Genomic DNA, 24,727 nt, shown 5'->3' with positions numbered 1-24,727 from the left:
TCGTTCCCGGCCGAGGTACCTCACGGGCCACGGGGAACGGGCTGACCAGGCGTCAAGGGCGACAGCAGCCCCGATGGCTGATCAAGATAAAGCGCTGATATTTCCTGATAGCCGCTGATAGCCAATCACCCGCAGCGGCGCTCCACAAGGCGGCGCAGATGAAGACGCCATCCCGCGGACGTCATTGACATGCCGGGAGAAGCGCGCGATCATGATCGGATCTCTGTCTTGCACCCTCCCGAAGAATCGCGCCCCACTCACCTCGTATCCAGCATTCGCGCGCATGGCTCCTCCTGCCCACAGCCCCGGGTCCGGCGGGGCTCGGGGCGGCGCGCGACGAAGCTGGCAAGGAGAACCTCTGGATGAGAACCATCGTGAAGGCCTTCAGCTCCGCCTGCGTCGGAGCGGCCGGCGTCCTCGTGGCCGGCTGCGGCGCCGCCCCCGGCGCCGCTGGCGCGGAGAGCACCGGCGACGTGGAGAACGCCGCACAGGCGCTCTCGACCGAAGGACAGGTGTGCGTCACCGTCCAGCGCGGCGCCGGCTCGGCGAGCGTCGCCGACGCCGTGCTCTGGCAGAACGCGACGAGCTGGAACGACGGCGCGAACGTGACCCTCAGCACAGGGACGAGCGCGGCCGGCGGGCGCCGTCGCAGCTTGCTCCGCTTCGACCTCTCCACCGTCCCCGCGAACGCCCGGGTCGTGTCGGCGAGCCTCTCGCTCTCGCAGACCTACAAGACGGTCGACAGCACGGTCCGCGTCCACCGCGTCACGAGCGCCTGGGAGGAGTCGACGGTGACCTGGGCGAGCTTCGGTGCCGCCTTCGATCCAGCGGCCGCCGCGTCGTTCGTCTCCGGCGGGGGCTCCGGCTTCCGGTCCTCCGACGTCACCGAGCTCGCGCAAGCATGGGTGAGCGGCGGGGCCGAGAACCACGGCGTCCTCATCGAGGAAGATCCGGTCCAGAGGACCGACTTCCGGAGCAGCGAGAAGGCCCACGTCGAGGACCGGCCGAAGCTCGACCTCTGCTACGTCATCCCCGAGGACGGCGGCGCGGGCTCGCCCGTCGTCGTCACCTCGCCGGCGGCCGGCTCGGAGAGCAGCTATCGCCGATCCGTCATCCGCTGGGAGCCCATCGCCGGGGCGTCTTCATATCACCTCGAGATCGACGACGATCCGAGCTTCCGATCGCCCGAGATCGACGCGCTGGTGACCGGCACGTCCTTCGCGCTCGACGGCAGGGAGCTCGCGCTCAACGGCGAGCGCTCCTGGCCGGCCTACGTGCGCATCAACGGCGCGCGGTGGAACGAGGGCACCTTCGCGCCGGCGGTCCTCAGCAACACCGGCGGCGAGGACGCCCTGGCGGTCGCCCCCGACGGCACGGTGCACCTGGCGATACACGGCGGCGGCGGCATCCTGCACGTGAGCTCCGAGGACTGGTCGCGGCGGACGGTCATCTCGTCCCCGGAGACCTTCAATCCCTGGACGATCGATCTGGAGGCCGATCCGATCACGGGTGATGTACACGCCGCATGGCGCGAGCAGAGCTGGGACTTCGGGCACGAGTTCTTCTACTCCGGCACGCTCAGCGGCTGGCAGCCCGTGCGGATCCCCGACGCGTATGCGCTCCACGATATCGGCTGGCAAGGGCCGAGCATCGCGGCGTACGGCGGCGTGGTCGACATCTATCACCCCTCCGGCAGCGGGTTCGAGCGCTTCCGGACCCAGGACGGCCACGACTTCGCCAGGAGCATGCCCTGGTCTGCCCGGACGACCGCGTCGACCGAGGCCGTCCTGGCGCCCGACGGGCGGACGGTGCTCGTCGCGGGGTTCCAGGAATACCGCTACGATCCCTCCTACGGCGGCTATGGTGTCTTCGGCTCTTTCGGCGTCTTCGACGAGGCGAGCGGCTGGGCGCAGCCGATCGCCACCGGCCCCGGGCTCTTCCCCTCGGTCGCGGTGGGACCTGACCACGTGATCCACGTCATCGCCACCGACGAGCAGAGCGGCGAGACGCGGTACTCCAACTCGCTCCGCGGCTTCGCGCGATGGACGGCGACGCCCCTCGGGTCTCCCAACCAGGACACGCGCACGATGGCGGTCGACGCCGCGGGCCGCGTCCACGTCATCGGGCAATCGCTCACGTACGAGGCGCGGCTCTTCTGGTCGGACGACATCGGCGAGACATGGTCCTCGCGCGAGCTGCCCGGCTCCGCGCTCCCGAGCGACATCGAGATCGGCCGCGACGGTGTCGTACACCTCCTCTGGTCAGCTGGACGCGGCGCGGCCTATGCCAACTCGCTCGGCGCCTTCATGGCGACCGACCTTGCCCCGGAGATCGCCCTCGGCGCTCCCGCCTACACGGACACCGAGGTCTCGGTCCTGGTGGAGGTCGGCGACCCCGACGGAGACGAGCTCGCCGGCGAGGCCACGGTCGGCTTCTATCCTCAGGCCGCCACCACGGTGACGAACGATGCCACCTTCGATGTGCTCGGCCTGCCGGTCCACTACTACGGAGGGCAGCTCCACAACCCGGAGATGGGCCTCGAGCTCCGGACCGCGGGGAGCGACCGCTGGAGTGAGTTCCTCTACCTCGACCCCTCGCAGATCTCGCTCCCGCTGCGCGTCGAGGTCCGCGACCGCCAGCAGGGCACGCTGAGCTCGTTCCTCATCGAGGCATGGGACGGGTACTATGCCGATCTCCAGGTACGGGTGTTCGAGGAAGCCGCGCGCGTCACCTGGACTGGCGAGCCGACGCTCTCCCTCCCGCTCGCCGGCGTCCCGTCCGACGTTCCCGCCGTGCTCCGGCTGATCGCCACCGACGGGACGAGCATGAGCTTCGGCGAGCAGACGCTCGAGCTCACCGGACAGCCGACGCTCCTCCTGGCCCCGCGCGCGCCGGCCGCTGGCGAATAGCACCAAGCTGGCGCGACCCGACCGAGTGCGGCGGTCCCCGCTCCTGTCTCGGACGTATTATCGCGTCTGGCCCGCGGCAACCTGGGTCGGGTCTCCACCCCTGGTCTGCTCGAGCGCTGGCCGAGCGCTTGACGAAAGAACCTGTGTGTTATCCTTCGTCACGGCCATGCAAGGCGCGACCCTTCGATACGTCGTCGCCGGCGACGGGACGCGCATCGCGTGGCACACCCACTGCGGTGCAGGCGACGAAGCGCGGCTGCTCGACCGCGCGCCTGTCATCCTCACGAACGGCCTCAGCACCACGGAGAATTTCTGGCGGCACCTCGTCAGCGAGCTCGCAATGACGACCCGCCTTGTCCACTGGAGCTACAGGGGCCACGGGCAGAGCGAGACGGCGCGATCGGGGGATTACGCCATCCAGACCCACGCGGACGACCTCCTCCGGGTGACGGAGGCGGTCCGTGATCACGGCGCGTTCGCCAGCGCGCCGGTGCACGTCGCCTTCTCCATGGGGGTCACGGTGCTGCTCGAGCTCTACCGCCGCCGCCCCGACCTCGTGCGCGCGATGGTGCTCATCGCCGGCGGCGCCGATCACCCCTATGCCTCGAGCCTCGCCCTGCGCCTCCCCGGAGCCCGCGCGGCCCTCCGTCGGGCGCTGCGCGCGGCGGCGTCCATCGCCCCTCGCGCCTCGCCGGTCCTGCGGCACATCACCGCGTCCAGCGCCCTCTTCCCCTTGTGCCGGGCCGCGGGCGTCCTGGCGCCCGGAGCGCCGCGCGAGGAGCTCGAGCACTTCTTCCACGCCGTCGGGACCATGGATACGCGCGCCTACTGGGAGTGTACGCGCTCCTTGATGGAGGCGCGCGCGTCGGATGTCCTCCCCGGCGTGCGGGTGCCGGTCCTGGTGATCGCGCCCGAGCGCGACGTGATGGCCCTGCGGGCTGACCTCGAAGTGCTCCACCGGCAGATCCCCGGCGCCGAGTGGACGCTCGTCCCCCGCACGGGCCACGCGATGCTCCTCGAGGCAGGGAGCGCCGTCGCGGAGCGCATCCGGGTGTTCTTGCGAGGGCTCCCGTAGCGCCGTCACGGACGGTCCGCCGGGCGCGCTCCAATACTCCCTGTCTCCCCGCCCCCTGTTCAATTTCCCCGCCGAGAATGGCTGGAAAATGAGGGGATTCCATCAGGTCGATGGGGGTCCGCCGACCGGGCCGATCATGCGATGGGTCCTGTGGCGCGCTTGACACGGGGCGAAGATCTGGTCTTTCCTGTGCTCTGTCATGGCTGGCCTGGACCACGATTTCTTTCTGCTGGATCGCGCAGAGCACCCATTCACGGCCTACGGAGACTTCGCCGGCAGCTCCGGCGCGATCCAGATCCACGACGACCTCGTCCAGTACATGACCGACGCTCTCCGGTGGATTCCGTCGCTGAACCCCGCGCGCAAGCGGCGCGGCTTCGGGTTGAACATCCATGGCCCGACGATCATCACGGACGCTGGCGCGCCGATCGCACGGCGGATCTTCGAATCCTGGGAGCGACTCTTCTCCAGCTCGCCGCCGATGCTCCGCCTGACGGGCGCGTGGTGCGAAACTGTCGGGAGCCCCGGGACAGGCCGTTATCTGAAGCTCACATATCGCCGAGATGACGCCGTCACGCGACTGCGCGGCCTGGCGTCGCTCTGCCGGCGGGTCGAGCGCGGCGGCGGCCAGCGCTACCTCCTGCACATGGGCATTTGAGCTGACGCCGCGACCTCGACCTGGGTCGGGTCGGCCGCGACCTCAACCTGGGTCGGATCGGGAGCCTGGGTCGCCGGTCTCCGCGCGAACGCCGCCGTCCCTCGCGCAATTGCGCGCCCCGGTCGTCGCGCCGGAGACCGGCGCTGCGCTGCTCCGCCGCTCCGCGGCCGCGCCCCTCCGCCGCGCCGCCGCGCGCGAGCGCCCCATGCTATGAGGTCGTTCCCATGGCGAGCCGCTTCTACGTCACGACGCCCATCTACTACATCAACGACGTCCCGCACCTCGGCACCGCCTACACGACGATCGCCGCGGACGTGCTCTGCCGCTACCATCGCCTGCGCGGCCACGAGAGCCGCATGCTCACCGGCACGGACGAGCACGGCCTCAAGATCCAGCGCGCCGCCGAGGCGCGCGGCATCGCGCCCGGCCCCCACGCCGACGAGATCGCCACCGCCTTCCGCGCCACGTGGCCGAAGCTCGGTTGCGCTCCGGACGACTTCATCCGCACGAGCGAGGCCCGCCACAAGAAGGGCGTGCAGGAGCTCTGGCGCCGCATCCAGGAGCGCGGGGACATCTACCTCGGCCACTACGAGGGGCTCTACTGCGTCGGGTGCGAGGCCTATTATACCGAGAAGGACCTCCAGCAGCCCGGCAACATCTGCCCGCTGCACAACCGGCCCGCCGAGAGCGTCAAGGAAGAGAGCTACTTCTTCCGCCTGTCCAGGTACGGAGACGCGCTGCTCGACTACTACCGGCGCAACCCCAGCTTCGTGCAGCCCGCGAGCCGCCTGAACGAGGTGACGAGCTTCGTGCGCGAGGGGCTCCAGGACCTCTCCGTCTCCCGCACCACGTTCCAGTGGGGGATCCCCGTCCCCGGCGACCCGAAGCACGTCATGTACGTCTGGTTCGACGCGCTCGCCAACTACATGACCGCCCTCAGGGAGCCCGAGGACAACACCCGCTTCTGGCCCGCGGACGTGCACCTCATGGGCAAGGACATCCTGCGCTTCCACGCCGTCTACTGGCCCGCGTTCCTGCTCTCGGCCGGCTACAGCGAGGCGGAGCTGCCGCGGCAGGTCCTCGCGCACGGGTTCCTCACCTACAGCGGCCAGAAGATGTCGAAGACGCTCCGCAACACGATCAGCCCTGTCGAGGTGGCGGAGGCCATCTCCGAGGCGGCGGCGGGGGCGCTGCCCGGCGGCCAGGGCGCCGCGGCGGGCGCGCCGCCCATCGGCGTCGACGTCGTGCGCTATTGCCTGATGCGCGCGATCTCCTTCGGTCACGACGGCGACTTCAGCGTCCAGGACCTCCTCGCGCGGTACGCCTCGGAGCTCGGCAATGCGCTCGGCAACCTGCTGAACCGGGTGCTGCCGTTCGCCGAGGAGGTGCCCGAGAAGGGGGCGCCCGGCCCGCTCGAGGAGGAGCTCGCCAGCGCTCAGCGGCAGGCCTCGGCCGCCGCGTCCGCGGCGTTCGACGCGAACCACCCGACGCGCGCGCTCGACGCGATCTGGACGGCGATCGCCGCGGCGAACGTCTACGTCGACAAGGCCGCTCCGTGGGTGGCCAAGAAGACGGACCCGGCGCGCCTCGCGACGATCGTCGCGACCCTGATCGAGCAGCTCGAGGCGATCAGCGTGATGATCTCCCCCGTGCTGCCGGTCGTGGCGGACAGGATGCGCGATCAGCTCGGGCTGTCGCCGATCGCGCCGGAGGTTGGGCTCGATCAGTGGCCGCTCAACCCCCCTGTCCGGAAGCCCGGCGCGAAGCTCCGCCGGGGCTCGCCCATCTTCCCGCGCCTCGAGAAGGACAAGGAGGCCGAGCTGCTCGCCCGGTTCGCCCCGCCGCAGCCGGACGCCGCCCCGCCGCCCGAAGCGGGCGCGAAGCCCGCGGCCACCGCGACCGCAGCAAAGCCCGCGGCCACCGCGACCGCGGCAAAGCCCGCTGTCGCCGCGACCACGGCAAAGCCCGCTGCCGCCACCCCGGCGGCAAAGCCCGCTCCCGAGGCGGAGGCCGGCGCGCCCGCCCCGGCGGCGCGCCAGGACAAGGCCCCCGTGGCGTTCGACGACTTCGCCAGGCTGGACCTGCGGATCGGCGTCGTCACCAGCGCCGAGCGCGTGAAGAAGAAGGACCGGCTGCTCGACCTGCGCGTCGACACGGGCGACGGCGCGCCCCGGCGCATCATCTCGGGCATCGCGGCGAGCTACGCCCCGGAAGAGCTGGTCGGCCAGCGGGTCGTCGTCATCTGCAACCTGCTGCCGCGCGACTTCGGCAAAGGCCTCGTGTCCGAGGGCATGCTGCTGACCGCCGAGGTCGAAGGGCGCGTCCGCACCGTCACCGTCGATGACGCCGCGCCAGGCACCCCGGTGCTCTGACGGCGCCCGCCGCGCGCGTGACTCGTCGAGGCGCTGAGGTCGCTTTCGCAGGGCGGCATCGGGATGCTGATCGTGGAGCAGCGGCTCGCCGTGGCCGCGGCGCTCGCGCGGCGCCTCGCGGTCATGGTCAACGGGCGGATCGCGCTCGAGACGACGTCGGCAGAGATGATGGCCGACGCCGAGGCGCAGCAGCGGTATCTGGGCGTGAGGGGGGATCGAGGGAAGAGCGCGCGCTGACGGGGCGCGCAGGAGCCAGCCCGGTGAGGGCACCACGGTGCGCATCTGGCTGCCAGCGACGCAGTCGTACGGGGCGGGGTGTTCAGCGCGCCTGACCGAGGTCGCGGTGGGTGCCTGTGCGGCGCGGCGCCGAAACCGCAGCCTCGACCACAAATGAACCACATTTTCGGGTTCATATCTCCTTGATGATTCTCCACGTCTCTTGACAGATCCGTCTTCTTTGCGATTCCATCCTGAGATCTGCACGTGCCTTGGGATCGGTGCCTTTCGCGTTGCTCGCATCCAACCGGCATGTGGCCCGCTCATCGCCATCGCAGACAGACGAGGAGGATCTCATGACGAGGAGTGGACGATGGGGGACGTTCCTTGGGCTCACGCTGACGACGGCGGCGTGCGGCTCGGGTGAGAGCCCCGGCGCGCCGGCGCACGTCACGCCGATCGTACGCCCTCCGGCGCCGGAGAATGAGTTCACTCCCGTGGAGCTCGAGGCGACGGTCGACAGGCTCGTCACCGAGATCAACGCGAGCTCGACCCGGACGATGCAGATGGCGGTGCTCCTGAGGAACGCCACCGGCTTCTGGGCGCCGATCGTCGCCGCCGCGAACCGAGCGATGGGTGAGCTCGATGTCACGGGGAGCGTGATCGGGCCCGTCGCCCCGTCGGAAGATGGCTCTGAATCGGAAGATCTTCAGAACCTGCAGATCCAGCAAGCGGTGGCGGACGGAGCGGAAGGGATCGGCCTCGCGCCGATCAGCGACGTCCAGACAGCCGCTGTCGATGAGGCCGTCGCGAGCGGCGTCCATGTCGTGACGCTCGACGCCGACGTGGCGGCCTCGAAGCGCGCGATCTACGTCGGGACCCTCGACAGGTCCGCCGGAGCCACGGGAGCGAGCACCCTGCTCGCGATGCTGCCCCCGCCGCGGGGGACGGTGATCATCCACGGCAGCGTCAACGCGGCCGGGAGCAGCGGCCTGGAGCGAACGCAGGGTGCCCAGGATGTGTTCGAGGCAGCCGGCTACGAGGTCCTGGTGCGTCAATCCACCTGGGCCGCCCAGGGCGAGGTCGAGGACGTCGAGTGGATGAAGACCCAGGTCGAGACGGCGGATCCGCCCGTCGTGGGGTTGATCGGCCTGTTCAACATCTCGTACCGCTGCGCGATGGCCGCGGAGGCCGCGGGCAAGCCGGAGCTCCCCATCGTCACCTTCGACTTCGATCCGAAGACGGTCGACTACATGCGCCAGGGGCGCATCAAGGCCACGCACATCCAGCGGCAGTACTACCAGGGCTATCTCGTGCCCTACATCCTCTACGGCATCAAGAACATCGGCCTCGACGCGACAAGGAAGCTCCTTACCCCCCAGCTGGTCGAAGGCGGACTGGTCGACACGGGCATCGACATGGTCCCGTGGGACAAGATCGACGCCTACAACGACTTCCTCGGCTCGATCGAGGCGAACCAGTAGCGGCGCCGCGGCCCGATGATCGCCTCGCGCGGCCTCGAGCCCTCCGTGGTCGCGAGCCAGGGCGCGCCGGCCGCTCGGCTCAGAGGCCCATGCAGTTCGCGTAGTACGTCACGGTGGCCGGCCAGTCGGAGAAGACGCCGCGGACGCCCACGTCGCGCGCGAGCACGTCGAGCATCACCATCGTGTCGCCGTCGTTGTCGATGGCGTCGACGACCGACTGGTAATAGTAGCCGCCGCCGCCCGAAAGAGGGCCCGAGCGCTCGAGCGTCCACGTGATGATGTCGAGGCCCGCGGCCCTGGCGGCCGTGGCGTACTCCGACGGCACGATCTTCTTCTTCCCGTCGAGCGTCACGAGCGCGAACAACGGCGGCGCGACGATCTTCACGCCCTGCTCCGCGAGGCGCTGCATCCCCGAGACCGCCGTCTCGTAGCCCTCGGGCGTGTCGACGCGGCTGTCGAGGTACACGGCCTGCGCGCCGAACTCCGGCTCTTTCGCGAGCCAGTAGAGCACGTCGTCCAGGCTGAAGGACTGCGCGAACACGCTCTTCGGGTCGACGCCGGCAGCCTTGTAGTCGTCGATCATCTGCTGCGCGAAGTCCTCCTGCGTGTAGTCGCCCTCGTACGGCATCTCCACCCCCGGGACCTTGAGCTCGGGCGTGAACTTGACGCCCAGGCTCGAGAAGAGCTCGATGCTCTCGGCGTGCGTCAGCAGCGTGCCGCAGGTGGCGTACAGGTCCGTGCGGAAGTCCGGTGTCGCGGCCATGTACTGCTCGACCGTGGTCGCGTCCGGGTTCGCGGCGTCCATCTTGCCACAGAGCTGCTTGAACTCGACGAGCGTGATGTCGCTCGTGCAGCACTTCGCCGACGCGGGCGTGCCGGCCTCGGCGTCGGCCGGCACGAACGGCTCCGAGCACTTCTCGGCGAGCTCCGGGATCGCCAGGATGTTCGTCGTCGTGTGGAGATCGCACTGATCGTGACGGCACACGAGCTGGCGGTCCCTGGTGAACGTGACGTCGCACTCCACGATGCCGGCCCCCATGCGGGCGGCGGCCTCGTACGACTCCCTCGTGTGCTCGGGGAACTGCATGCAGGCGCCGCGATGGCCGATCGAGAAGTCGGTGCGCTCGAAGGGTCCCTCGGCGCACGCCTTGAGCGCCTCCTTCAGCTCTCCCTCGTCCATGTCCTCGACGAGGTAGTAAGGTCGCGGGCCAAGCTGCACGCTGTGCTGCTCGGGCTCCTCGACCGGCGGCGCCGGCGGGACCACGGGCTTCACCGAGTCGTCCCCGCCGGAGCAAGCGCTCATGGCAGCGACCGGCAGCGCGAGAAGCGCCAAGGCGAGGTTGATTCTGGCGCCCTTCTTCATCATGGTTCACTTCCCTCGTTGGGTGGATTGAAGTCGGGACGCTATGCCGACCACCCTGGCGGGGAGATGTCTCGAAGGAAACAACGACGCGTCATCGCCGCGCCGCGCGCCGTGGCGCACTGGACGCCGCGGTTGCTCTAGGCGAGCAGCGCGCGCATCGCAGGGGCGATGACGTCCGCGATCGCGCAGCGAAAGGACGCGGCCAGGACGGCGCCGTCGGGGCGCCCGTGGGCGGCGAGGTCGCCGGCGGGCGCGTCCACCGCGGTGGCGGCCGGCGGAGGCGCGGCGAGGCTCTCCTCGAAGGCAGCCGAGACCGGGAGGCGCACCGCGTCGCCGCCCGTCTGGAGCGCCCAGGCCACGAAGCGCCACGCGAGCTCCGCGTGCCGGGCCTCGTCGTCGGCGATCGCGGCGAGGGCGCTCCGGACCGCTGCGTCGGCGGCGTGCGCGAGCTGCTCGCTGGCCTGCACGGCCGCGAGCGTCTCGCCGACGCAGCCCTCGCGGACGGCGCGCGCCGCGAGCTCGGCGAGGTCCGAGGTGACCTCAACGCGGCCGCCGAAAGCAAACGGCGAGGGCCAGCGCAAGCTCCGCGGGATTCGAAGCCTCGTCGGCGAGAATGTCGGCACAGCATGGCACAGAGTCGGGCTATCTGGCACGCGGCCACAGCGCTGCCGTACCGCGCAGCGCCGCGCTGCTGGCGACGCGATGGCTTACGGTCTACTGCAGCCCCCGCACTCCTCCACCACTCACCCGAACGGAGAGATCGATGATCGGATATGTCACCCTGGGCACGAGCGATATGGAGCGCGCCGCCCGCTTTTACGACGCCTTGCTGGGCGAGCTCGGCGCGAAGCGGCTGATGGCTTTCGAGAAGATGATCCTCTGGGCGGTGAGCCCGAACAAGCCCGCGCTCGCGGTCGTGCTGCCCTTCGACGGCCAGCCGGCCACGGTCGGCAACGGCGTGATGGTCGCGCTCGTCGTCGACAGCCCGGCCAAGGTCGACGCGCTCCACAAGAAGGCCCTGGAGCTGGGGGGCAAGGACGAGGGCGCGCCGGGCCCGCGCGGACAGGGGTTCTACGGGGGATACTTCCGCGACCTCGACGGCAACAAGCTCAACTTCTTCACCATGGCGGGCTGAGGCCGCAGGGCCCTTCTCCTTTGCTTCGATGGCTCCACGTTCCTTCCCGCGCGCCACGTCCCGCGTGCCGCGGCGTCGAACCCTGCTACGGGATTGAAGGCGCGCTTCTGTCGCAGTAGGGCAGCCGGCGGCAGCCAGACCACCCCGCGAGCGGCCTCCGCTCAGCCCCGGACCGAAGCGACCCATGTCTCAACAACCCAAGCTCGGCGGGGGCCTCGCAGCCGTCCTCCTGCTCCTCTGCGCCTGCCGGTCGACGCCGGACGCCCCGCCGCCGCCGCCGCCGACCGAGGTCGCCGTCATCGAGCTCAAGCCCGAGCCCGTCACCATCCGCGATGACCTCCCCGGCCGCGTCGAGCCGTTCCGCATGGCGCAGGTGCGCGCGCGCGTGCCCGGCGTCGTGCTCAAGCGCAGCTTCCAGCAGGGCAGCGAGGTCAAGGAAGGCCAGACGCTCTTCCAGATCGACCCGGGGCCGTTCAAGGCCGCCGCCGAGAGCGCCCGCGCCGCGATCGCGAAGGGGCAGGCGAGCCTCGCCCAGGCGGAGGCCCAGGCCAAGCGCGCGGGCGCGCTCGTCGAGGAGGGGCTCATGTCGCGCGAGCAGTACGACAACGCCATCGCGGCGCAGGCCGTGGCGCGCGCCGACCTCGCGCAGGCGCGCGCGGCGCAGGCCCAGGCGCTCCTCAACCTCGGCTACGCCACCGTGACCGCGCCGATCAGCGGCCGGATCGGCGGCGAGCTCGTCACCGAGGGCGCGCTCGTCGGCCAGAACGAGGCCACGCCGCTCGCCGTGATCCAGCAGATCGACACCGTCTACGTCGACATCAAGCAGCCCGTCTCGCAGCTCACGCGCCTGCGGCGCGCGGCCACGGGCGGCTCCGGCAAGGAGGGCGGCGCCGGTGAGGCGCCGGTGACGCTCGTGCTCGACGACGGGACCGAGTACCCCGCGCAGGGCGCGCTCCTCTTCTCCGACATCAGCGTGGACCCGGGCACCGGCGAGGTCACGCTCCGCGCCGCCTTCCCCAACCCCGACCGCCTGCTCCTGCCCGGCATGTTCGCGCGCGTGAAGCTCGCGCGGCGCGTCGATCCGGCGGCGCTCATGGTGCCGCAGCAAGCCGTGGGGCGCGACACGGGCGGCAAGGCGACCGTCGTCGTCGTCCAGGCGGACAACAAGGCGGTGGTGCGGCCGATCCAGACGGGCGGCGTCGACCGCGACCGCTACATCGTCACCGAGGGGCTCGCGCCCGGCGACCGGGTCGTCGTCGAAGGCCACCAGAAGATCGCGCCCGGCGCCGAGGTCCGCGCCGTCTCCTGGACGACCCCCGGGGCCGCGGCCTCGGCCGCGCCCTGACCCGAGCCGAGCATGCCGCGCTTCTTCATCGACAGGCCCATCTTCGCGATCGTCATCGCGCTGTTCATCGCGATCCTCGGCGCGATGGCGCTCCCGCGGCTGCCCGTCGCGCAGTACCCCTCCGTGGCGCCGCCCACCGTCTCGATCTACGCGAGCTACCCCGGCGCGACGCCGCAGACGCTCGACCAGAGCGTCGTCAGCCTGATCGAGCGCGAGCTGAGCAGCGTCAAGCGGCTCCTCTACTTCCAGTCGTCGAGCGACGCCTCCGGGGGCGCCCAGATCACCGCGACCTTCCAGCCCGGCACCGACCCCGACCTGGCGCAGGTCGACGTGCAGAACCGCCTCAAGGCGGTCGAGCCGCGCCTGCCGCCGGCCGTCCGGCAGTACGGGCTCTTCGTCGAGGCCTCGACGTCGAGCTTCCTGATGATCGTGAGCCTCTCGTCGCGCGACGGCAGCGTGGACCCGACCGCGCTCGGCGACCTCCTCGCCCGCAGCGTCATCGACGAGATCAAGCGCGTCCCCGGCGTCGGCCGCGTGCAGCTCTGGGCCAGCGAGCGCGCGATGCGGATCTGGATCGACCCGGCGAAGCTCGCGGCCCTCTCGCTCTCGCCCGCCGACGTGTCGAGCGCGATCGCCGCGCAGAACATCCAGTTCGCCTCGGGCCGCGTGGGGGACCTGCCGAGCCCGCCGACGCAGCAGATCAGCGCGACGCTCATCGCCGAGGGCCAGCTCACGACGCCCGAGGAGTTCGGGGAGATCGTCCTGCGCGCGCGGCCCGACGGCTCGCGCGTGCTGCTCCGCGACGTCGCGAGGGTCGAGATCGCCGCGCAGAACATGGCGTCGACGTCGCGGAGCAACGGCAAGCCGGACGCGGCCATCGGCATCCAGCTCGCGAACGGCGCCAACGCCATGAAGACCTCCGACCTCGTGCGCGCCCGCATGGAGGAGCTCTCGCGCGGCCTGCCGCCCAACGTGACCTACAGCGTCCCGTTCGACACGGCGCCGTTCGTCCGGGTGTCGGTCCACAAGGTGATCGAGACGCTGGCCGAGGCGATGGTGCTCGTGTTCGTGGTGATGTTCCTGTTCCTGCAGAACATCCGCTACACGCTCATCCCGGCCATCGTCGTGCCGATCGCGCTGCTCGGCACGTGCGCGGTGATGCTCCTCGCCGGCTCGTCGATCAACATGCTGAGCCTGTTCGGGATGGTGCTCGCCATCGGCATCATCGTCGACGACGCGATCGTCGTCGTCGAGAACGTGGAGCGGCTCATGGCCGAGGAGGGCCTTTCCCCGCGCGACGCGACGATCAAGGCGATGCGCGAGATCTCCGGCGCTGTCGTCGGCATCACGCTCGTGCTCTCGGCGGTGTTCCTGCCGATGGCGTTCGCGTCGGGCTCCACGGGCGCGATTTACCGGCAGTTCTCGCTCTCGATGGCGGTCTCGATCCTGTTCTCGGCCTTCCTGGCGCTGACCTTGACGCCGGCGCTCTGCGTGAAGCTCCTCAGGCCGATCCCGGCGGGCCACGGCGAGCGCCGCGGCGCGTTCGGGTGGTTCAACGCGGGCTTCGAGCGGCTCACCGGCGGGTACAAGCGGTGGGTCGCGGGCTCGCTCGACAGGCGCTTCCGGATGCTCCTCGCGTTCGCGGTCATCACGGCGGCGCTCGGCCTGCTCTACGTGCGGCTGCCGACCTCCTTCTTGCCCGAGGAGGATCAGGGCGTGGTCATGGTCGACGTCCAGCTCCCGCCCGAGGCCACCCTCCACCGCACGCTCAGGGCCGTGAAGGCGATCGAGGAGCACTTCCAGGACCGCCCCGCCGTTCGCTTCGTCTCCGCCTACCCGGGGTTCGGGTTCTCGGGGTCGGGGCAGAACGTGGCGCTCATCTTCATGATGATGAAGGACTGGGACGAGCGCCCCGCCGGCGCGACGGCGCAGGGGGAGGCGGCGGCGGCGAACGAGAAGCTCGGCGCCGTGCGCGACGGGGCCGTCTTCGCCCTCGTGCCGCCGCCGATCATGGAGCTCAGCGTGACCTCTGGCTTCAGCCTGAAGCTGCAGGACCGCGGCGGCCGCGGCAACGCCGCGCTCGTGGCCGCGCAGCAGCGGCTCATCGAGCTCACGTCGGGCAACCCGCTCTTCGAGCAGGTGCGCGCCGACGCGCAGAGCGACGCCGCGCAGATCCGCCTCCGCGTCGACCGCCAGAAGGCGAACGCGCTCGGCGTGCGGTTCGAGAGCGTCGCCGCCGTGCTGTCGACGACGCTGGGCGCATCGTACGTGAACGACTTCCCGAACCAGGGCCGGCTCCAGCAGGTCATCGTCCAGGCCGAGGCGGCGAGCCGGATGCAGGTGGAGGACCTGCTCTCGCTCTTCGTCCCCAACGCCGCCGGGCAGATGGTGCCGCTCGCCGCGTTCGCCACCGCGCAGTGGGAGCGCGGCCCGCTCCAGCTCGGGCGCTTCAACGGCTACCCCGCCGCCGGGATCAGCGGGCAGCCGGGGCCGGGGCGCAGCACCGGCGAGGCGATGGCCGAGATCGAGCGCCTGTCGGCGCAGCTCCCGCCCGGCTTCGGGGTGGAGTGGACGGGCCAGTCGTACCAGGAGCGGCTGTCGGGCGCCGAGGCGCCGGTGCTGCTCGCGCTGTCGCTGGTGGTCGTGTTCCTGGTGCTCGCGGCCCTCTACGAGAGCTGGTCCATCCCGCTCGCGGTGATCCTCGTCGTGCCGCTCGGCGTGGTGGGCGCGGTGCTGGCGATGACGGTGCGCGGGCTGCCGAACGACGTGTTCTTCAAGGTCGGCCTGATCACCATCATGGGGCTCTCGGCGAAGAACGCGATCCTGATCATCGAGTTCGCGAAGGGCCTCCGCGAGCAGGGCAAGAGCGCGCGGGAGGCGGCGATCGAGGCGGCGCGCCTGCGCTTCCGGCCGATCTTGATGACGTCGCTCGCGTTCATCCTGGGCGTCGTGCCCCTCGTCTTCGCGAGGAGCGCCGGCTCGGCCACGCAGCACGCGATCGGCACGGGGGTGTTCGGCGGCATGGTGACGGCGACGATCTTCAGCATCTTCTTCGCGCCGCTGTTCTTCGTGCTCATCAGCCGCCTCCGGCGGCCGCCGCCCGGGTGAGGCTGCGTGACAGGTCGCATGGGGTTCGCGACGACGGATGTCCTGCCTCGAATCCGTGACGTCGAATACCGCGGATCGGCCGACTCCAGCGCGCCGACATCGCTCTCTCACGCGCTCACGGCATAAATCCCGGAGAGCTGCCACGCGAGCGGCAGCTGGCGTATCCCGGGGTGACGGCGTCCCGTCGCGCCACAGCGTGATGATCCGCCGTCACGATAGATGTGCTGCGTCGCGGCGCTGTGAGCATGAGGTCAGCGCCGCTTCCTGGATGGTCGCCGCGCGCGCTTCGGGATAGAAAAGATGGTCTTCGAGGAGCCACCGATATGAAGCGAAGTGTGAACGCCGTGATATCCCTGTTGTTTTCCGTCGCTCTGCTCTGCATCGGCGCGACCGCCGACGCGACAACGGCCGTCCTGCTCTCGCGTGAGGAGCTCGTGCTCCGGTCGGCGACGGTCGCGCGCGTGATCGTGGGCCGGTCCTTCACGACGGAGTCTGACGACGGAAGATCGATCGTGACCCGCACCGAGCTCACGCTGACCCAGCCGCTCAAGGGAGGTGAGGCGAAGGGGGGCGCGAAGGTGCTCCTGCTCGAGCAGATCGGCGGGACGTACAACGGCAAGACGCAGAAGGTGCTCGGCGACGCCAGGCTCACGCCGGGCGAGGACGCCGTCGTCTTCCTGCGGCCGGGCGACAAGGGGCGGTGGCACCTCACGGCGCTCGCGCTGTCGGTCTATCACGTCGACGCGAAGGGCCTGGCGCGGCGCAGCCTCGAGGGGCTAGAGCTCGTCCGGCGGAGCGGGGGCGCGCTCGTGCCCATCCAGGTGCCCGCCGAGGAGATCGAGCCCGTCGAGAGCCTCATGACGGACGTGGTCCGCATCGCGGGAGGGAAGTGAGATGAGGTGCCGCGTCGCCCTTGCCGTCTCGCTCGGCGCTGCCTCGCTCCTCGCCGCGGCTCCCGAGGCCGCCGCGTGGACGCCGCTCGACTCCAGCGTCCCCCGCTGGGATGAGCTGCCCGTCGGCTACTACATCAACCGCTCGACGATCCCGGGCGCGATCGCCGGCTTCGCCGTCTCCCATATCGAGTCCGGGTTCGCGTCGTGGTCGAACACCGGGTGTACGGAGTGGCGGGTCAACCTCCTCGGCGACACCACCGATCGTTACAACCACAACGACGGCAAGAACGTGTTCCACTGGATCAGCGACTCCTGGCCGGGCGCGCTCGGCGACGTCAACTCGGTCATCGGCGTCACGATGCCGGCCTGGGGATTCAACGGCGCCATCGTGGACGCCGACATGGTCTTCAACAACGTCGGGTTCTGCTGGAACGACTCCGGCAACAACGGCTGTGTCGACACGCAGTCGATCGCCACGCACGAGGAGGGGCACTTCCTGGGCCTCGGCCACTCCAGCGAGCGGGGCTCAACGATGACCGCGTACTACGTCGCGGGCTCGTCGACGCGCAGCCTCGAGGACGACGACGTCGCGGGCGTGTGCGCCCTGTATCCCATCGGCGGGACCACGGCCGCGAGCGCCGCGAGCGCCACGAGCGGCGGTGGGGGCGGCAGCTGCGACAGCTGCACCAACGGCTCGCTGTCGGACACCTGCAGGCCGCAGTACGACGCCTGCGGCGCGTCGTCTGCGTGCCGGATCTTCGCGGGCTGCATCGGCGAGTGTCCGGACGACGCTTGCGTGGAGCGCTGCGTGAGCGACCATGCGGAGGGCGCGGGCATCTATGTCCGTCTCATCGAGTGCGTCTGCGGCTCGTGCTCGGCGGAGTGCTCCGCCGAGTGCGGCGGCGCCGGCGCCGGCGGCAGCGGCGCCGGCGGCAGCGGCGGCAGCGGCGGTGAGGGCGGCGCGAGCGCGAGCAGCACGTCGACCTCGTCCGCTGGGACCGGCAGCGGCTCGACCGTGAGCGCGACAGCGAGCTCGTCCGTCGCCTCGACCAGCGGCGCTGGCGGCGCTGGCGGCGCAGGTGGCGCGGGCGGCGCCGACGGCGGCGATGAGGAGTCCGGCAGCGATTCCGGGTGCTCCTGCTCGACGAGCGGTCGCTCGGCCAACCTCGGAGGGCTCGCGCTCCTCGGCGCGCTCGGCGCGCTGGCATCGCGGCGGCGCCGGCGCTAGTTGCGAAATTCTCGCATTGAAGCCACGCGCTTCCAGCATTGACCTGGCTGGACTTGACGCACAATCCGAGTGAGCCCAGCCTCGCGGCATGCGTGGACCGTGGTGGGTGGGCGTGCTTGCCTCCGTTGCGCTCGCGCCGGCTTGTCTGGGCAGGAGTGAGCTCGACCTCGCAGAACCGCCGGAGGAGCCAGTCGAGGTCGGATCGACCGCAGGCGCCGGCGGTGCTGGAGGCACGTCGTCCAGCGCGGACGGCTCGTCGAGCGCCGCGGACAGCTCCAGTTCAGGCGGTCAAGCCACGACAGGAATGTCGAGCGCGTCGGGCGCCGGGGGCGCCGGGGGCGCCGGGCAGGAGTGCGATCCGGGCCGGGTGACCACCGGCGTCTGGAAAGCCGCTCGCCAGGAGGATCTCGAGGGCCTGCGCGGCGTGACCGAGATCGATGGCACGCTCGACATCAGCGGCGAGGTCTCCGACCTGTCCCCGCTTGCGTGTCTGACGACCATCACGGGCGAGCTGCTGATCGGCGATACAGGGTCGTTAGCCCACCTGGACGGTCTCCGCTCCCTTTCCTTCATCGGCGCGCGGCTGGCGTTGATACGGAACGCGTCGCTGCTCAACCTCGAGGGGCTCCGGAGCCTGCGGCAGGTCGCGGCGGGCATCGAGATCCGTGGCAACCGGCTCCTCCAGACCCTCGTCGGCCCTGCGGCGAGCACGCCCATGTGGCACGTGGCCGACAACCAGTCACTGGGCTCCTTGGCAGGTCTGGAGCACGTCGAGGAGGCGACGCTCTGGATCGAGGGGAACGACCAGCTCATGACGCTGTACGGGCTGCGCAACCTGCGGCGGGGGCTGCTCAGCCTGGCCGACAACGACGCGCTGACCAGCCTCGAGGGCCTTGGCGCCGTCGAGCAGCTCGATGAGCTCGTCATCACCGGGAACGACCGGCTCGTCAGCCTGCGAGGCCTCGAGCGGCTCACGACCGTCCAGCAGCTCTCGTTGTGGCAAAATCCGCAGCTGAGCTCGCTGTACGGCCTTGATGGCCTCGTCAGCGCGGACACCATCGAGATCTTGTCGAACGACTCTCTGACGGACCTGTCCGCGTTGGCCGGCGTCACGGAGCTGTCGCAGCTCGCCCTGAGCGAGAACTCCGCGCTCGTGAGCCTCACGGGGCTCGAGCAGATCTCGGAGCTCGATGGGCTGTATATCCGGGAGAACCCTCGGCTCACGAGCCTCGAGGGCCTGAACGGTCTCCGCGACGTGCTGAGCGGGATCGGCATCCTCGGGAACCCGGCGCTCACCAGCCTCGACGGGCTCGGCGCGTTCAATGTGGGCGGCGGCTTCATCGATCTGGTGGATCTCGAGGGTAACGAAGCGCTCGTCGACATCGACGCTCTGGGCGGTCTGTCTCGCGTGAACCAGCTCGCCATCAAGGACAACGACGCATTGCTCGGGCTGACCGGGCTCGAGGACCTGGCCGAGCTCGACTGGCTCACCGTCGAGGGAAACCGGTCGCTCGCGACGCTTCGCGGCCTGGGAGCTCGAACGATCCATAGGTCGATCGAGATCATGGGCAACGAGAGCCTGCCGGGCTGCGAGGTCGAGGCGTTCGTGGAGCGCCTCGACGGGCCGCCCGAAAGCGTGCTCGAGGAGAACAACGGTACCGGCACCTGCTCGCCCTGAGCCCGGGCGCTCGCGCGCCCGCTGGTCGCTTACCCGGGTTACCCGGGCGAGCTCAGCCGGGTGCACACGATGAGCGTCCGGGAGGGCGTGCGGATCCAGAGTCCATCCTCCGGCTGCGCGGTGGCAAGCTTTCACGACGCATGAGCGACCCTTCAACCATCATCGAAGTTCCGCCTCGCTTTCGCGTGGTCACCGGCCCGTGGGACGCGGAGGTCGACGCGCGCACCATCGTCCTCGGGCCCGGCCGCGCGTTCGGCGACGGTCGGCACCCGAGCACGCGGATGTGCCTTCAAGCGCTCGCGTCGTTCGCGCCGCGAGGCGGCTTTCGCCTCCTCGACGTCGGGAGCGGGACGGGGATCCTCTCGATCGGCGCCGCGAAGCTCGGCGGCGAGGCGATCGGGGTCGACATCGACGCCGCCGCGATCGCGATCGCGCAGGACAACGCACGGCGGAGCGCGGTCGAGGCGCGCGTGCGCTTCGCGACGGCGTGGCCGGAAGGGACGTTCGACATCGTCGTGGCCAACATCCTTCGCGAGGTGCTCACCGCGCTCGCCCCCGGGATCGCGGCTCGCCTGGCCCCCTCGGGGACGTTGATCCTCTCGGGGCTCGTGTCCACCGACGTTCCGGAGATCGTCGCGCGCTATGCGCCGCTCCTCTCCGGACGTCGACCGGAGATCTTCGAGCGCGACGCGTGGCGGACGCTGGTGTGGCGCCTGACCGCCGATCCTTGCCCTGGAGCACCGGGCCGGCAGCAGAGTTGATGTTCCACCTCCCCGGCGCGCCCCTGGATTCGCGCCGAGAGCCCCTCCACCGTTGCGGCAGGGCGCGGCTGAGATACGATTCCCTTGTGCCCGTGGACGTCGATCTCGAGCCCACCGAGCTCCGGCGCTTCATCGCGGTGGCCGAGGAACGGAGCTTCCGTCGCGCCGCCGCGCGCCTGGGGATGGCCCAGCCGCCGCTCTCGCGGTCGATCGCGCAGCTGGAAGCCAAGCTGCGGACGCGCCTCTTGCACCGGACCACGCGCCACGTGTCGCTCACCCCAGCAGGGGTCGTCCTGCTCGAGCAAGCGCGCCACGTCCTCGATGCGGTGGCGGCCGCGGCTCGCCGCACGGCGCGCGCGGGGCTCCCTCGCGCGCACCTGGCGGTCGCGCTCAAGCCAGGGAACGGCGGGCGCCTCCTGCGCCGGCTCGTCGAGCACCACGAGCGCTCGGGATCGCAGGTGCGCGTCGAGGTGCTCGTCAGCGGCTGGGGAGAGCAAACCGCCATGCTCGCAGACGGCCGCGCCGACGTGGCGTTCTTGCGAGGGCCCATCACCACGCCAGGCATAGACGCGGAGCCGTTGTTCACGGAGCCACGCTGCGTCGCGCTCGCCGCGACTCACCCGCTCGCGGGGAGGCGCGTGCTGCACCGCGAGGATCTGGCGCGAGATCCCGTACCGGTATGGCCCGCGGCCAGCCCGGAGCTCGCCGCGTACCGCGCCGCCGTCGACAGGAACGATGACGCGGCCCGCGGCCCGGTCGTCCACGACGCGAGCCAGCTCCTCGAGGCGGTGGCGCTGGGCCAGGGGATCGCGTTCGTCCCCGCCTCCAGCGCCACGCTCTATGCGCGTCACGACGTGAAGTATGTGAGGATGGCGGGGATCTCGGCGAGCACGCTGTACGTCGCGTGGGCGGACACCTGTCGCTCGAGGGATGTCGCGCATTTCGTGCGGCTCGCCGTGGAGGTCGCGTCGAGCCTCGGGGGGAACGCGGCGGAGCTCGCGTGAGCCAGCTCCTGGTCATGGCCGGATCACGGTCATCTTGAAGGGACCGCCGCTCGCGGCGGCGTGCGCGACAGCTTCGTTCGCGCGATCCAGATCGAACTCCGTGACATCGAACTGGTCCAGGGTCAGGAGACCGGACCGGATGAGCCGCACCAGGCGGGCGACCGCCTCCCGTGGATACATCCACTGGCCGCGAAGCGTGATGCAGCTGCGCATGAGGTGCCGATAAGGCAACTCCAGTCCTGCCGCGACGCCTCCCATCAGCACGACCGTCCCGTGCGGCCGCACCGTCATCGCGGCGGCTCGCACCGCGGCCGCGGGGGCCGAGGGCGGCAGCAGGTCCAGCACGCGGTCGATCGGGCCCGGCGCCGCCCTCAGCATCCGCGTCCGGTCGTCCTCCTCGCTGCCGAGGAGCTTCACGGTTCGAACGCGGTGACCAAAACGACGGGCCAGATCCTCCAGCGCCTCTTCGTTCCGGCCCGGCGCAATGACGCAGCCCGCCCCCATCGCGAGGGCGACCGCGACGCCGGCGCTGCCGAAGCTCCCCGTGGCGCCGCTGATCAGCACCGTCTCTCCTGCCTGCAGGTTCGCCGCGAGGAGCCCGCCATACGGCACGAGCAGCGTGTTGAGCGCGCACCACCGCGCCGCGTCCGCTGATTCTATCGAGCCGATCCGGACGGCGTTCTCGGTCGGAACCATGATCCGTTCGGCGAAAGATCCATTGCGATAATGCGCTTGCAGGCGCAGGCCCCCCTCGCCCGCCGCGGTCCACCCTTGCAGCAAGATGTCGGGAGACACCGCGTCGTCGCGCGACCGCACGGTAGGGTCGCAGCAGACCCAGTCGCCGGCGGCGAGGCGAGTCGCGTCCGGTCCGACGGCGCGCACACGGCCGATCGCGCCGGCTCCCGGAGCCAGCGGCAGATCGAGCACGAAGCCCCGCGCGCCGCTGAAGGCCTCGTTCGCATAGGAGACCACAGGGGCAGCGACGACATCGACGATGACCTCCCCCGTTCCCAGGATCGGGTCTGGCAAGGCCTCGATGGCGAGGGGGGAACCCAATGCCTTCAGAACGGCAGCTTTCATGGTCATCTCCTTCGGCTGGCATGGGGCCGCTCTCGCTGGCCTCTCGTTCGCAGCGGGTCCTCGCGCCTCGGCGCCGAAGGCGTGTCGCCGGAGGAGGCGCCCCTCCGGCATCCCCGCCGCGCAAGCCGGCGCTTTGAACCTCGAGCGACGTCACCGCCGTATGGACCGTCCGGCGCGCGCGCACCAATACTCGCGGCGCGCCGATTGATACCGCCAGCGCATCAATGCGGGCTGCGGGTCGCCTTCGCCCTCCGCCTCCAGCCCCGAGGCGACCGAGGATCCCTGGCGCGATCCGGCGCCTCCCGGAGAAGCGGCGCCCGGAGGGGCCGCGTTCAGTCCACAGCCAGCTTGCGGGGCGGGGGCCTCGCGCCGTGGATCACCTGCCGCACTGTCAGGACGACGACGCGGCCCGCGTCGCGCTCTTCCGCGAGCCAGCCCAGGAGCGTGGAGAGGTCCTCTCTGGAGATGCTGTACTCCTCGCAGGCGTCACAGACATGGTGGAAGGTGAGCTGCATCCATCCGGCCTCCTGCTGCGCGCGGCGGACGAGCGCCTGGATGCTGGGGAGGCGGTGACCGCGGCGGAGGGAGCCGGGCGTGCGGGTGGCAGCGAGGTCACGCGGAGGGAGGGTCTCCGCCCGTGCGCAGAGGACGCATGCGAGGAGGCCAAGCCCGCCCGCTCCCCTGGCGCTGTCATAACCGCAGGAGCGCACCAGCCCGGCGCTGACGCTGTCGTGGGCGCCCCAGGGGTACGCGAAGTTGCTCACGGCGAAGCCCAGCGCGAGGAGAGCGCGGCGATCATCGCAGATCTGCCGGCGCTGCTCCCGGGCCGGGAGCCCGGGGAGCCGCACGTGATCGACGGTGTGGCCGCCGATCTCGTGGCCGTCGGACGCGAGCGCGCGGAGCTCGGCGACCGTCAGGTAGCCGGGACGGTCGAGTCGACCGCTGTTCACGAAGAACGTGGCATGCATCCGGTGCTGGGCGAGGAGGGAGCGCGCGGAGAGCTGATCCGCCAGCGTGTCGTCGAACTCGATCGACACGACGGCGACGCCCGGGGGACGCTCGGCGAGGAGGACCGAGGCGATGAGGATCGCGACGAGGCACGCTCCGATGCACACCAGCACCGCCTGATCTTCGCGCGTCCCGAGGCGCCGCGCGCCATCCTTCTCCGTGCGCAGGATCTCCACAGCAGACACCGCCGTATCATCGGCCGTGCCGATACCTCAGGCGTCGTTCCACGAGACCAGGGCGCCCTGCGCCTTCCGGGAACGTCGGGAGCTCCTTCCGGGACAGCGCGACGAGCGCCGTATTCTCCAGGCAATGTAGGTGCCCGCGGCGCAAACACCGCACCAGGACCTTTGCGATGACGGCGCCCGGCGGCGGCGAGCTCGCGTTCACCGTCGCCGACGCGGCCGCGGTGAGGGCCACGCACGCGGCCTGGGCCGAGCGCGGCCTCGCGATCGCGCAGGCGCCGACGCAGCTCGACTTTGGCTACACGTTCTTGGCCCTCGATCGCGACGGGCACCGCCTGCGCGTCTTCGCGCCGGGGGCCGCGTGAGCCGCGCGTTTCTGGCCGTCGCGTTGGCAGAGCACGTGGAGCGCGGGCGGGCCGGCAGCTTCATGCAGGTCTGCCATGGCAAGCGCGCGCCGCTCCAGCGCGTGCGGCCGGGCGATCGGGTCGTGTACTACTCGCCGACCGTGTCGTTCCAGGGCCGCGATCGGCTGCAGGCGTTCACGGCCATCGGCGTCGTGAAGGGCGGCGAGCCGTACCCGTTCGACATGGGCGGGGGCTTCTGCCCGTTTCGCCGTGACGTGGCGTGGCTCGCCGCACGGACGGCGCCCATCGCGCCGCTGCTCGCGCGGCTCGACCTCTCGTCGGGGTCATCCAGCTGGGGAGTCCGGCTGCGGGCGGGGCTCCTGACGATCAGCGAGCGGGACCTGGAGACGATCGCGCGCGCGATGGGCGCGGCGCTCCCGGCGGCCGTCCGGGCCGCGTGACGGGGTGTCTCGCGGAGGCGGGACTCCGGAGGCGGGACTCAACCTGGGTCGGGCCGCGAGCGCCCCAACCTGGGTCGGGCCGCGAGCGCCCCAACCTGGGTCGGGCCGCGAGGGCCCCAACCTGGGTCGGGCCGCGAGCGCCCCAACCTGGGTCGGGCCGCGAGCGCCCCAACCTCGGTCGGGCCGCGAGCGCCCCAACCTCGGTCGGGCCGCGAGCGCCTCAACCTCGGTCGGGACGCGCGGGCCTCAACCTCGGTCGGGCCGCGAGCGCCTCAACCTCGGTCGGGCCGCGAGCGCCTCAACCTCGGTCGGGCCGCGAGGGCCCCAACCTCGGTCGGGACGGCAGCGCGCCGCAATCGTGCTCCTCGCGGGGGGGACGAGCGCCAACCCGGGTCGGACGGCGCGCGCGCCCCAGGTGGGCGT

The 24,727-nt window shown here is 71.0% G+C and carries 20 protein-coding genes; 16 read left to right on the top strand and 4 right to left on the bottom strand.

The window, feature by feature from the left end:
- The first annotated feature begins 362 nt into the window (after positions 1-362).
- The 6 genes from WME85_RS00915 (at position 363) to WME85_RS00890 (ending at position 8,714) form a co-directional block, all read left to right on the top strand.
- A complete protein-coding gene (locus tag WME85_RS00915; protein WP_437834298.1) occupies positions 363-2,909 on the top strand; it encodes a DNRLRE domain-containing protein in 2,547 nt (848 codons plus the stop codon).
- A gap of 166 nt (positions 2,910-3,075) precedes the next feature.
- Positions 3,076-3,984 (top strand): alpha/beta fold hydrolase, encoded by a 909-nt coding sequence (locus WME85_RS00910; RefSeq protein ID WP_437834296.1) that lies wholly within the window; start codon positions 3,076-3,078, stop codon positions 3,982-3,984.
- Positions 3,985-4,183: 199 nt separating this feature from the next.
- Positions 4,184-4,642, top strand: a complete 459-nt coding sequence (locus WME85_RS00905) for a coproporphyrinogen III oxidase (RefSeq protein ID WP_437834294.1) — start codon at positions 4,184-4,186, stop codon at positions 4,640-4,642.
- A 224-nt stretch (positions 4,643-4,866) separates the two neighbouring features.
- Positions 4,867-7,014: a methionine--tRNA ligase gene (gene metG / locus WME85_RS00900; RefSeq protein WP_437834292.1), complete on the top strand. Its 2,148-nt coding sequence runs from the start codon at positions 4,867-4,869 to the stop codon at positions 7,012-7,014.
- A 63-nt stretch (positions 7,015-7,077) separates the two neighbouring features.
- Positions 7,078-7,251, top strand: coding sequence for a hypothetical protein (locus tag WME85_RS00895; protein WP_437834291.1), 174 nt, complete (start codon positions 7,078-7,080; stop codon positions 7,249-7,251).
- 335 nt (positions 7,252-7,586) lie between these two features.
- On the top strand, positions 7,587-8,714 hold the full coding sequence (locus WME85_RS00890) for a substrate-binding domain-containing protein (protein ID WP_437834289.1): 1,128 nt from the start codon (positions 7,587-7,589) through the stop codon (positions 8,712-8,714).
- 79 nt (positions 8,715-8,793) lie between these two features.
- On the opposite strand, the gene WME85_RS00885 is transcribed toward WME85_RS00890, so the two are convergent.
- Together WME85_RS00885 and WME85_RS00880 are read right to left on the bottom strand one after the other, a co-directional pair.
- Entirely contained in the window at positions 8,794-10,080 is a 1,287-nt protein-coding gene (locus WME85_RS00885; protein WP_437834287.1) for a glycerophosphodiester phosphodiesterase family protein, read from the bottom strand.
- A 134-nt stretch (positions 10,081-10,214) separates the two neighbouring features.
- Positions 10,215-10,658, bottom strand: coding sequence for a hypothetical protein (locus tag WME85_RS00880; protein WP_437834285.1), 444 nt, complete (start codon positions 10,656-10,658; stop codon positions 10,215-10,217).
- Positions 10,659-10,840: 182 nt separating this feature from the next.
- Between WME85_RS00880 and WME85_RS00875 the strand changes: the two genes are divergently transcribed.
- The 8 genes from WME85_RS00875 to WME85_RS00840 all read left to right on the top strand — a co-directional run bounded on the left by WME85_RS00875 (position 10,841) and on the right by WME85_RS00840 (position 21,229).
- Complete coding sequence (locus WME85_RS00875) at positions 10,841-11,212, top strand: VOC family protein (RefSeq protein WP_437834283.1); 372 nt, start codon at positions 10,841-10,843, stop codon at positions 11,210-11,212.
- A 184-nt stretch (positions 11,213-11,396) separates the two neighbouring features.
- Positions 11,397-12,557 carry an efflux RND transporter periplasmic adaptor subunit gene (locus WME85_RS00870; protein WP_437834281.1) on the top strand — a complete coding sequence of 387 codons (1,161 nt, stop codon included), beginning with the start codon at positions 11,397-11,399 and terminating at the stop codon, positions 12,555-12,557.
- 12 nt (positions 12,558-12,569) lie between these two features.
- The gene (locus WME85_RS00865; protein WP_437834279.1) at positions 12,570-15,665 is read left to right on the top strand and encodes a multidrug efflux RND transporter permease subunit; all 3,096 of its coding nucleotides are present in this window, start codon (positions 12,570-12,572) and stop codon (positions 15,663-15,665) included.
- Positions 15,666-15,988: 323 nt separating this feature from the next.
- A complete protein-coding gene (locus WME85_RS00860) occupies positions 15,989-16,558 on the top strand; it encodes a hypothetical protein (protein ID WP_437834277.1) in 570 nt (189 codons plus the stop codon).
- A gap of 1 nt (position 16,559) precedes the next feature.
- A complete protein-coding gene (locus tag WME85_RS00855; RefSeq protein ID WP_437834275.1) occupies positions 16,560-17,786 on the top strand; it encodes a matrixin family metalloprotease in 1,227 nt (408 codons plus the stop codon).
- 304 nt (positions 17,787-18,090) lie between these two features.
- Complete coding sequence (locus tag WME85_RS00850; RefSeq protein ID WP_437834274.1) at positions 18,091-19,464, top strand: leucine-rich repeat domain-containing protein; 1,374 nt, start codon at positions 18,091-18,093, stop codon at positions 19,462-19,464.
- Between the two features lie 140 nt (positions 19,465-19,604).
- Positions 19,605-20,225, top strand: coding sequence for a 50S ribosomal protein L11 methyltransferase (locus tag WME85_RS00845; RefSeq protein WP_437834272.1), 621 nt, complete (start codon positions 19,605-19,607; stop codon positions 20,223-20,225).
- A gap of 86 nt (positions 20,226-20,311) precedes the next feature.
- Entirely contained in the window at positions 20,312-21,229 is a 918-nt protein-coding gene (locus WME85_RS00840) for a LysR family transcriptional regulator (RefSeq protein WP_437834270.1), read from the top strand.
- Between the two features lie 12 nt (positions 21,230-21,241).
- Here the strand turns inward: WME85_RS00840 and WME85_RS00835 are convergent, their stop codons facing one another.
- Together WME85_RS00835 and WME85_RS00830 are read right to left on the bottom strand one after the other, a co-directional pair.
- Positions 21,242-22,309: a zinc-binding dehydrogenase gene (locus tag WME85_RS00835; RefSeq protein ID WP_437834268.1), complete on the bottom strand. Its 1,068-nt coding sequence runs from the start codon at positions 22,307-22,309 to the stop codon at positions 21,242-21,244.
- A gap of 332 nt (positions 22,310-22,641) precedes the next feature.
- Complete coding sequence (locus tag WME85_RS00830; RefSeq protein WP_437834266.1) at positions 22,642-23,502, bottom strand: polysaccharide deacetylase family protein; 861 nt, start codon at positions 23,500-23,502, stop codon at positions 22,642-22,644.
- A 167-nt stretch (positions 23,503-23,669) separates the two neighbouring features.
- Here WME85_RS00830 and WME85_RS00825 point away from each other — a divergent pair, with 167 nt between their 5' ends.
- Both WME85_RS00825 and WME85_RS00820 read left to right on the top strand, forming a co-directional pair.
- Complete coding sequence (locus WME85_RS00825) at positions 23,670-23,864, top strand: hypothetical protein (RefSeq protein ID WP_437834264.1); 195 nt, start codon at positions 23,670-23,672, stop codon at positions 23,862-23,864.
- Positions 23,861-24,304, top strand: a complete 444-nt coding sequence (locus tag WME85_RS00820) for an EVE domain-containing protein (protein ID WP_437834262.1) — start codon at positions 23,861-23,863, stop codon at positions 24,302-24,304. The genes WME85_RS00825 and WME85_RS00820 overlap by 4 nt, the downstream gene beginning before the upstream one ends.
- Positions 24,305-24,727: the final 423 nt, after the last annotated feature.

Source organism: Sorangium sp. So ce1153 (assembly GCF_051521595.1).
In the GTDB taxonomy this organism is placed as follows: domain Bacteria; phylum Myxococcota_A; class Polyangia; order Polyangiales; family Polyangiaceae; genus Sorangium.
This window is presented reverse-complemented; position numbering and strand designations above follow the sequence as displayed.

Bases quoted from the DNA above. Each gene is read 5' to 3' on its own strand.
- WME85_RS00915 (WP_437834298.1), top strand. From the start codon at position 363: ATGAGAACCATCGTGAAGGCCTTCAGCTCCGCCTGCGTCGGAGCGGCC.
- WME85_RS00910 (WP_437834296.1), top strand. From the start codon at position 3,076: ATGCAAGGCGCGACCCTTCGATACGTCGTCGCCGGCGACGGGACGCGC.
- WME85_RS00905 (WP_437834294.1), top strand. From the start codon at position 4,184: ATGGCTGGCCTGGACCACGATTTCTTTCTGCTGGATCGCGCAGAGCAC.
- metG (WP_437834292.1), top strand. From the start codon at position 4,867: ATGGCGAGCCGCTTCTACGTCACGACGCCCATCTACTACATCAACGAC.
- WME85_RS00895 (WP_437834291.1), top strand. From the start codon at position 7,078: ATGCTGATCGTGGAGCAGCGGCTCGCCGTGGCCGCGGCGCTCGCGCGG.
- WME85_RS00890 (WP_437834289.1), top strand. From the start codon at position 7,587: ATGACGAGGAGTGGACGATGGGGGACGTTCCTTGGGCTCACGCTGACG.
- WME85_RS00885 (WP_437834287.1), bottom strand. From the start codon at position 10,080: ATGATGAAGAAGGGCGCCAGAATCAACCTCGCCTTGGCGCTTCTCGCG.
- WME85_RS00875 (WP_437834283.1), top strand. From the start codon at position 10,841: ATGATCGGATATGTCACCCTGGGCACGAGCGATATGGAGCGCGCCGCC.
- WME85_RS00870 (WP_437834281.1), top strand. From the start codon at position 11,397: ATGTCTCAACAACCCAAGCTCGGCGGGGGCCTCGCAGCCGTCCTCCTG.
- WME85_RS00865 (WP_437834279.1), top strand. From the start codon at position 12,570: ATGCCGCGCTTCTTCATCGACAGGCCCATCTTCGCGATCGTCATCGCG.
- WME85_RS00860 (WP_437834277.1), top strand. From the start codon at position 15,989: ATGAAGCGAAGTGTGAACGCCGTGATATCCCTGTTGTTTTCCGTCGCT.
- WME85_RS00855 (WP_437834275.1), top strand. From the start codon at position 16,560: ATGAGGTGCCGCGTCGCCCTTGCCGTCTCGCTCGGCGCTGCCTCGCTC.
- WME85_RS00850 (WP_437834274.1), top strand. From the start codon at position 18,091: ATGTCGAGCGCGTCGGGCGCCGGGGGCGCCGGGGGCGCCGGGCAGGAG.
- WME85_RS00845 (WP_437834272.1), top strand. From the start codon at position 19,605: ATGAGCGACCCTTCAACCATCATCGAAGTTCCGCCTCGCTTTCGCGTG.
- WME85_RS00835 (WP_437834268.1), bottom strand. From the start codon at position 22,309: ATGAAAGCTGCCGTTCTGAAGGCATTGGGTTCCCCCCTCGCCATCGAG.
- WME85_RS00825 (WP_437834264.1), top strand. From the start codon at position 23,670: ATGACGGCGCCCGGCGGCGGCGAGCTCGCGTTCACCGTCGCCGACGCG.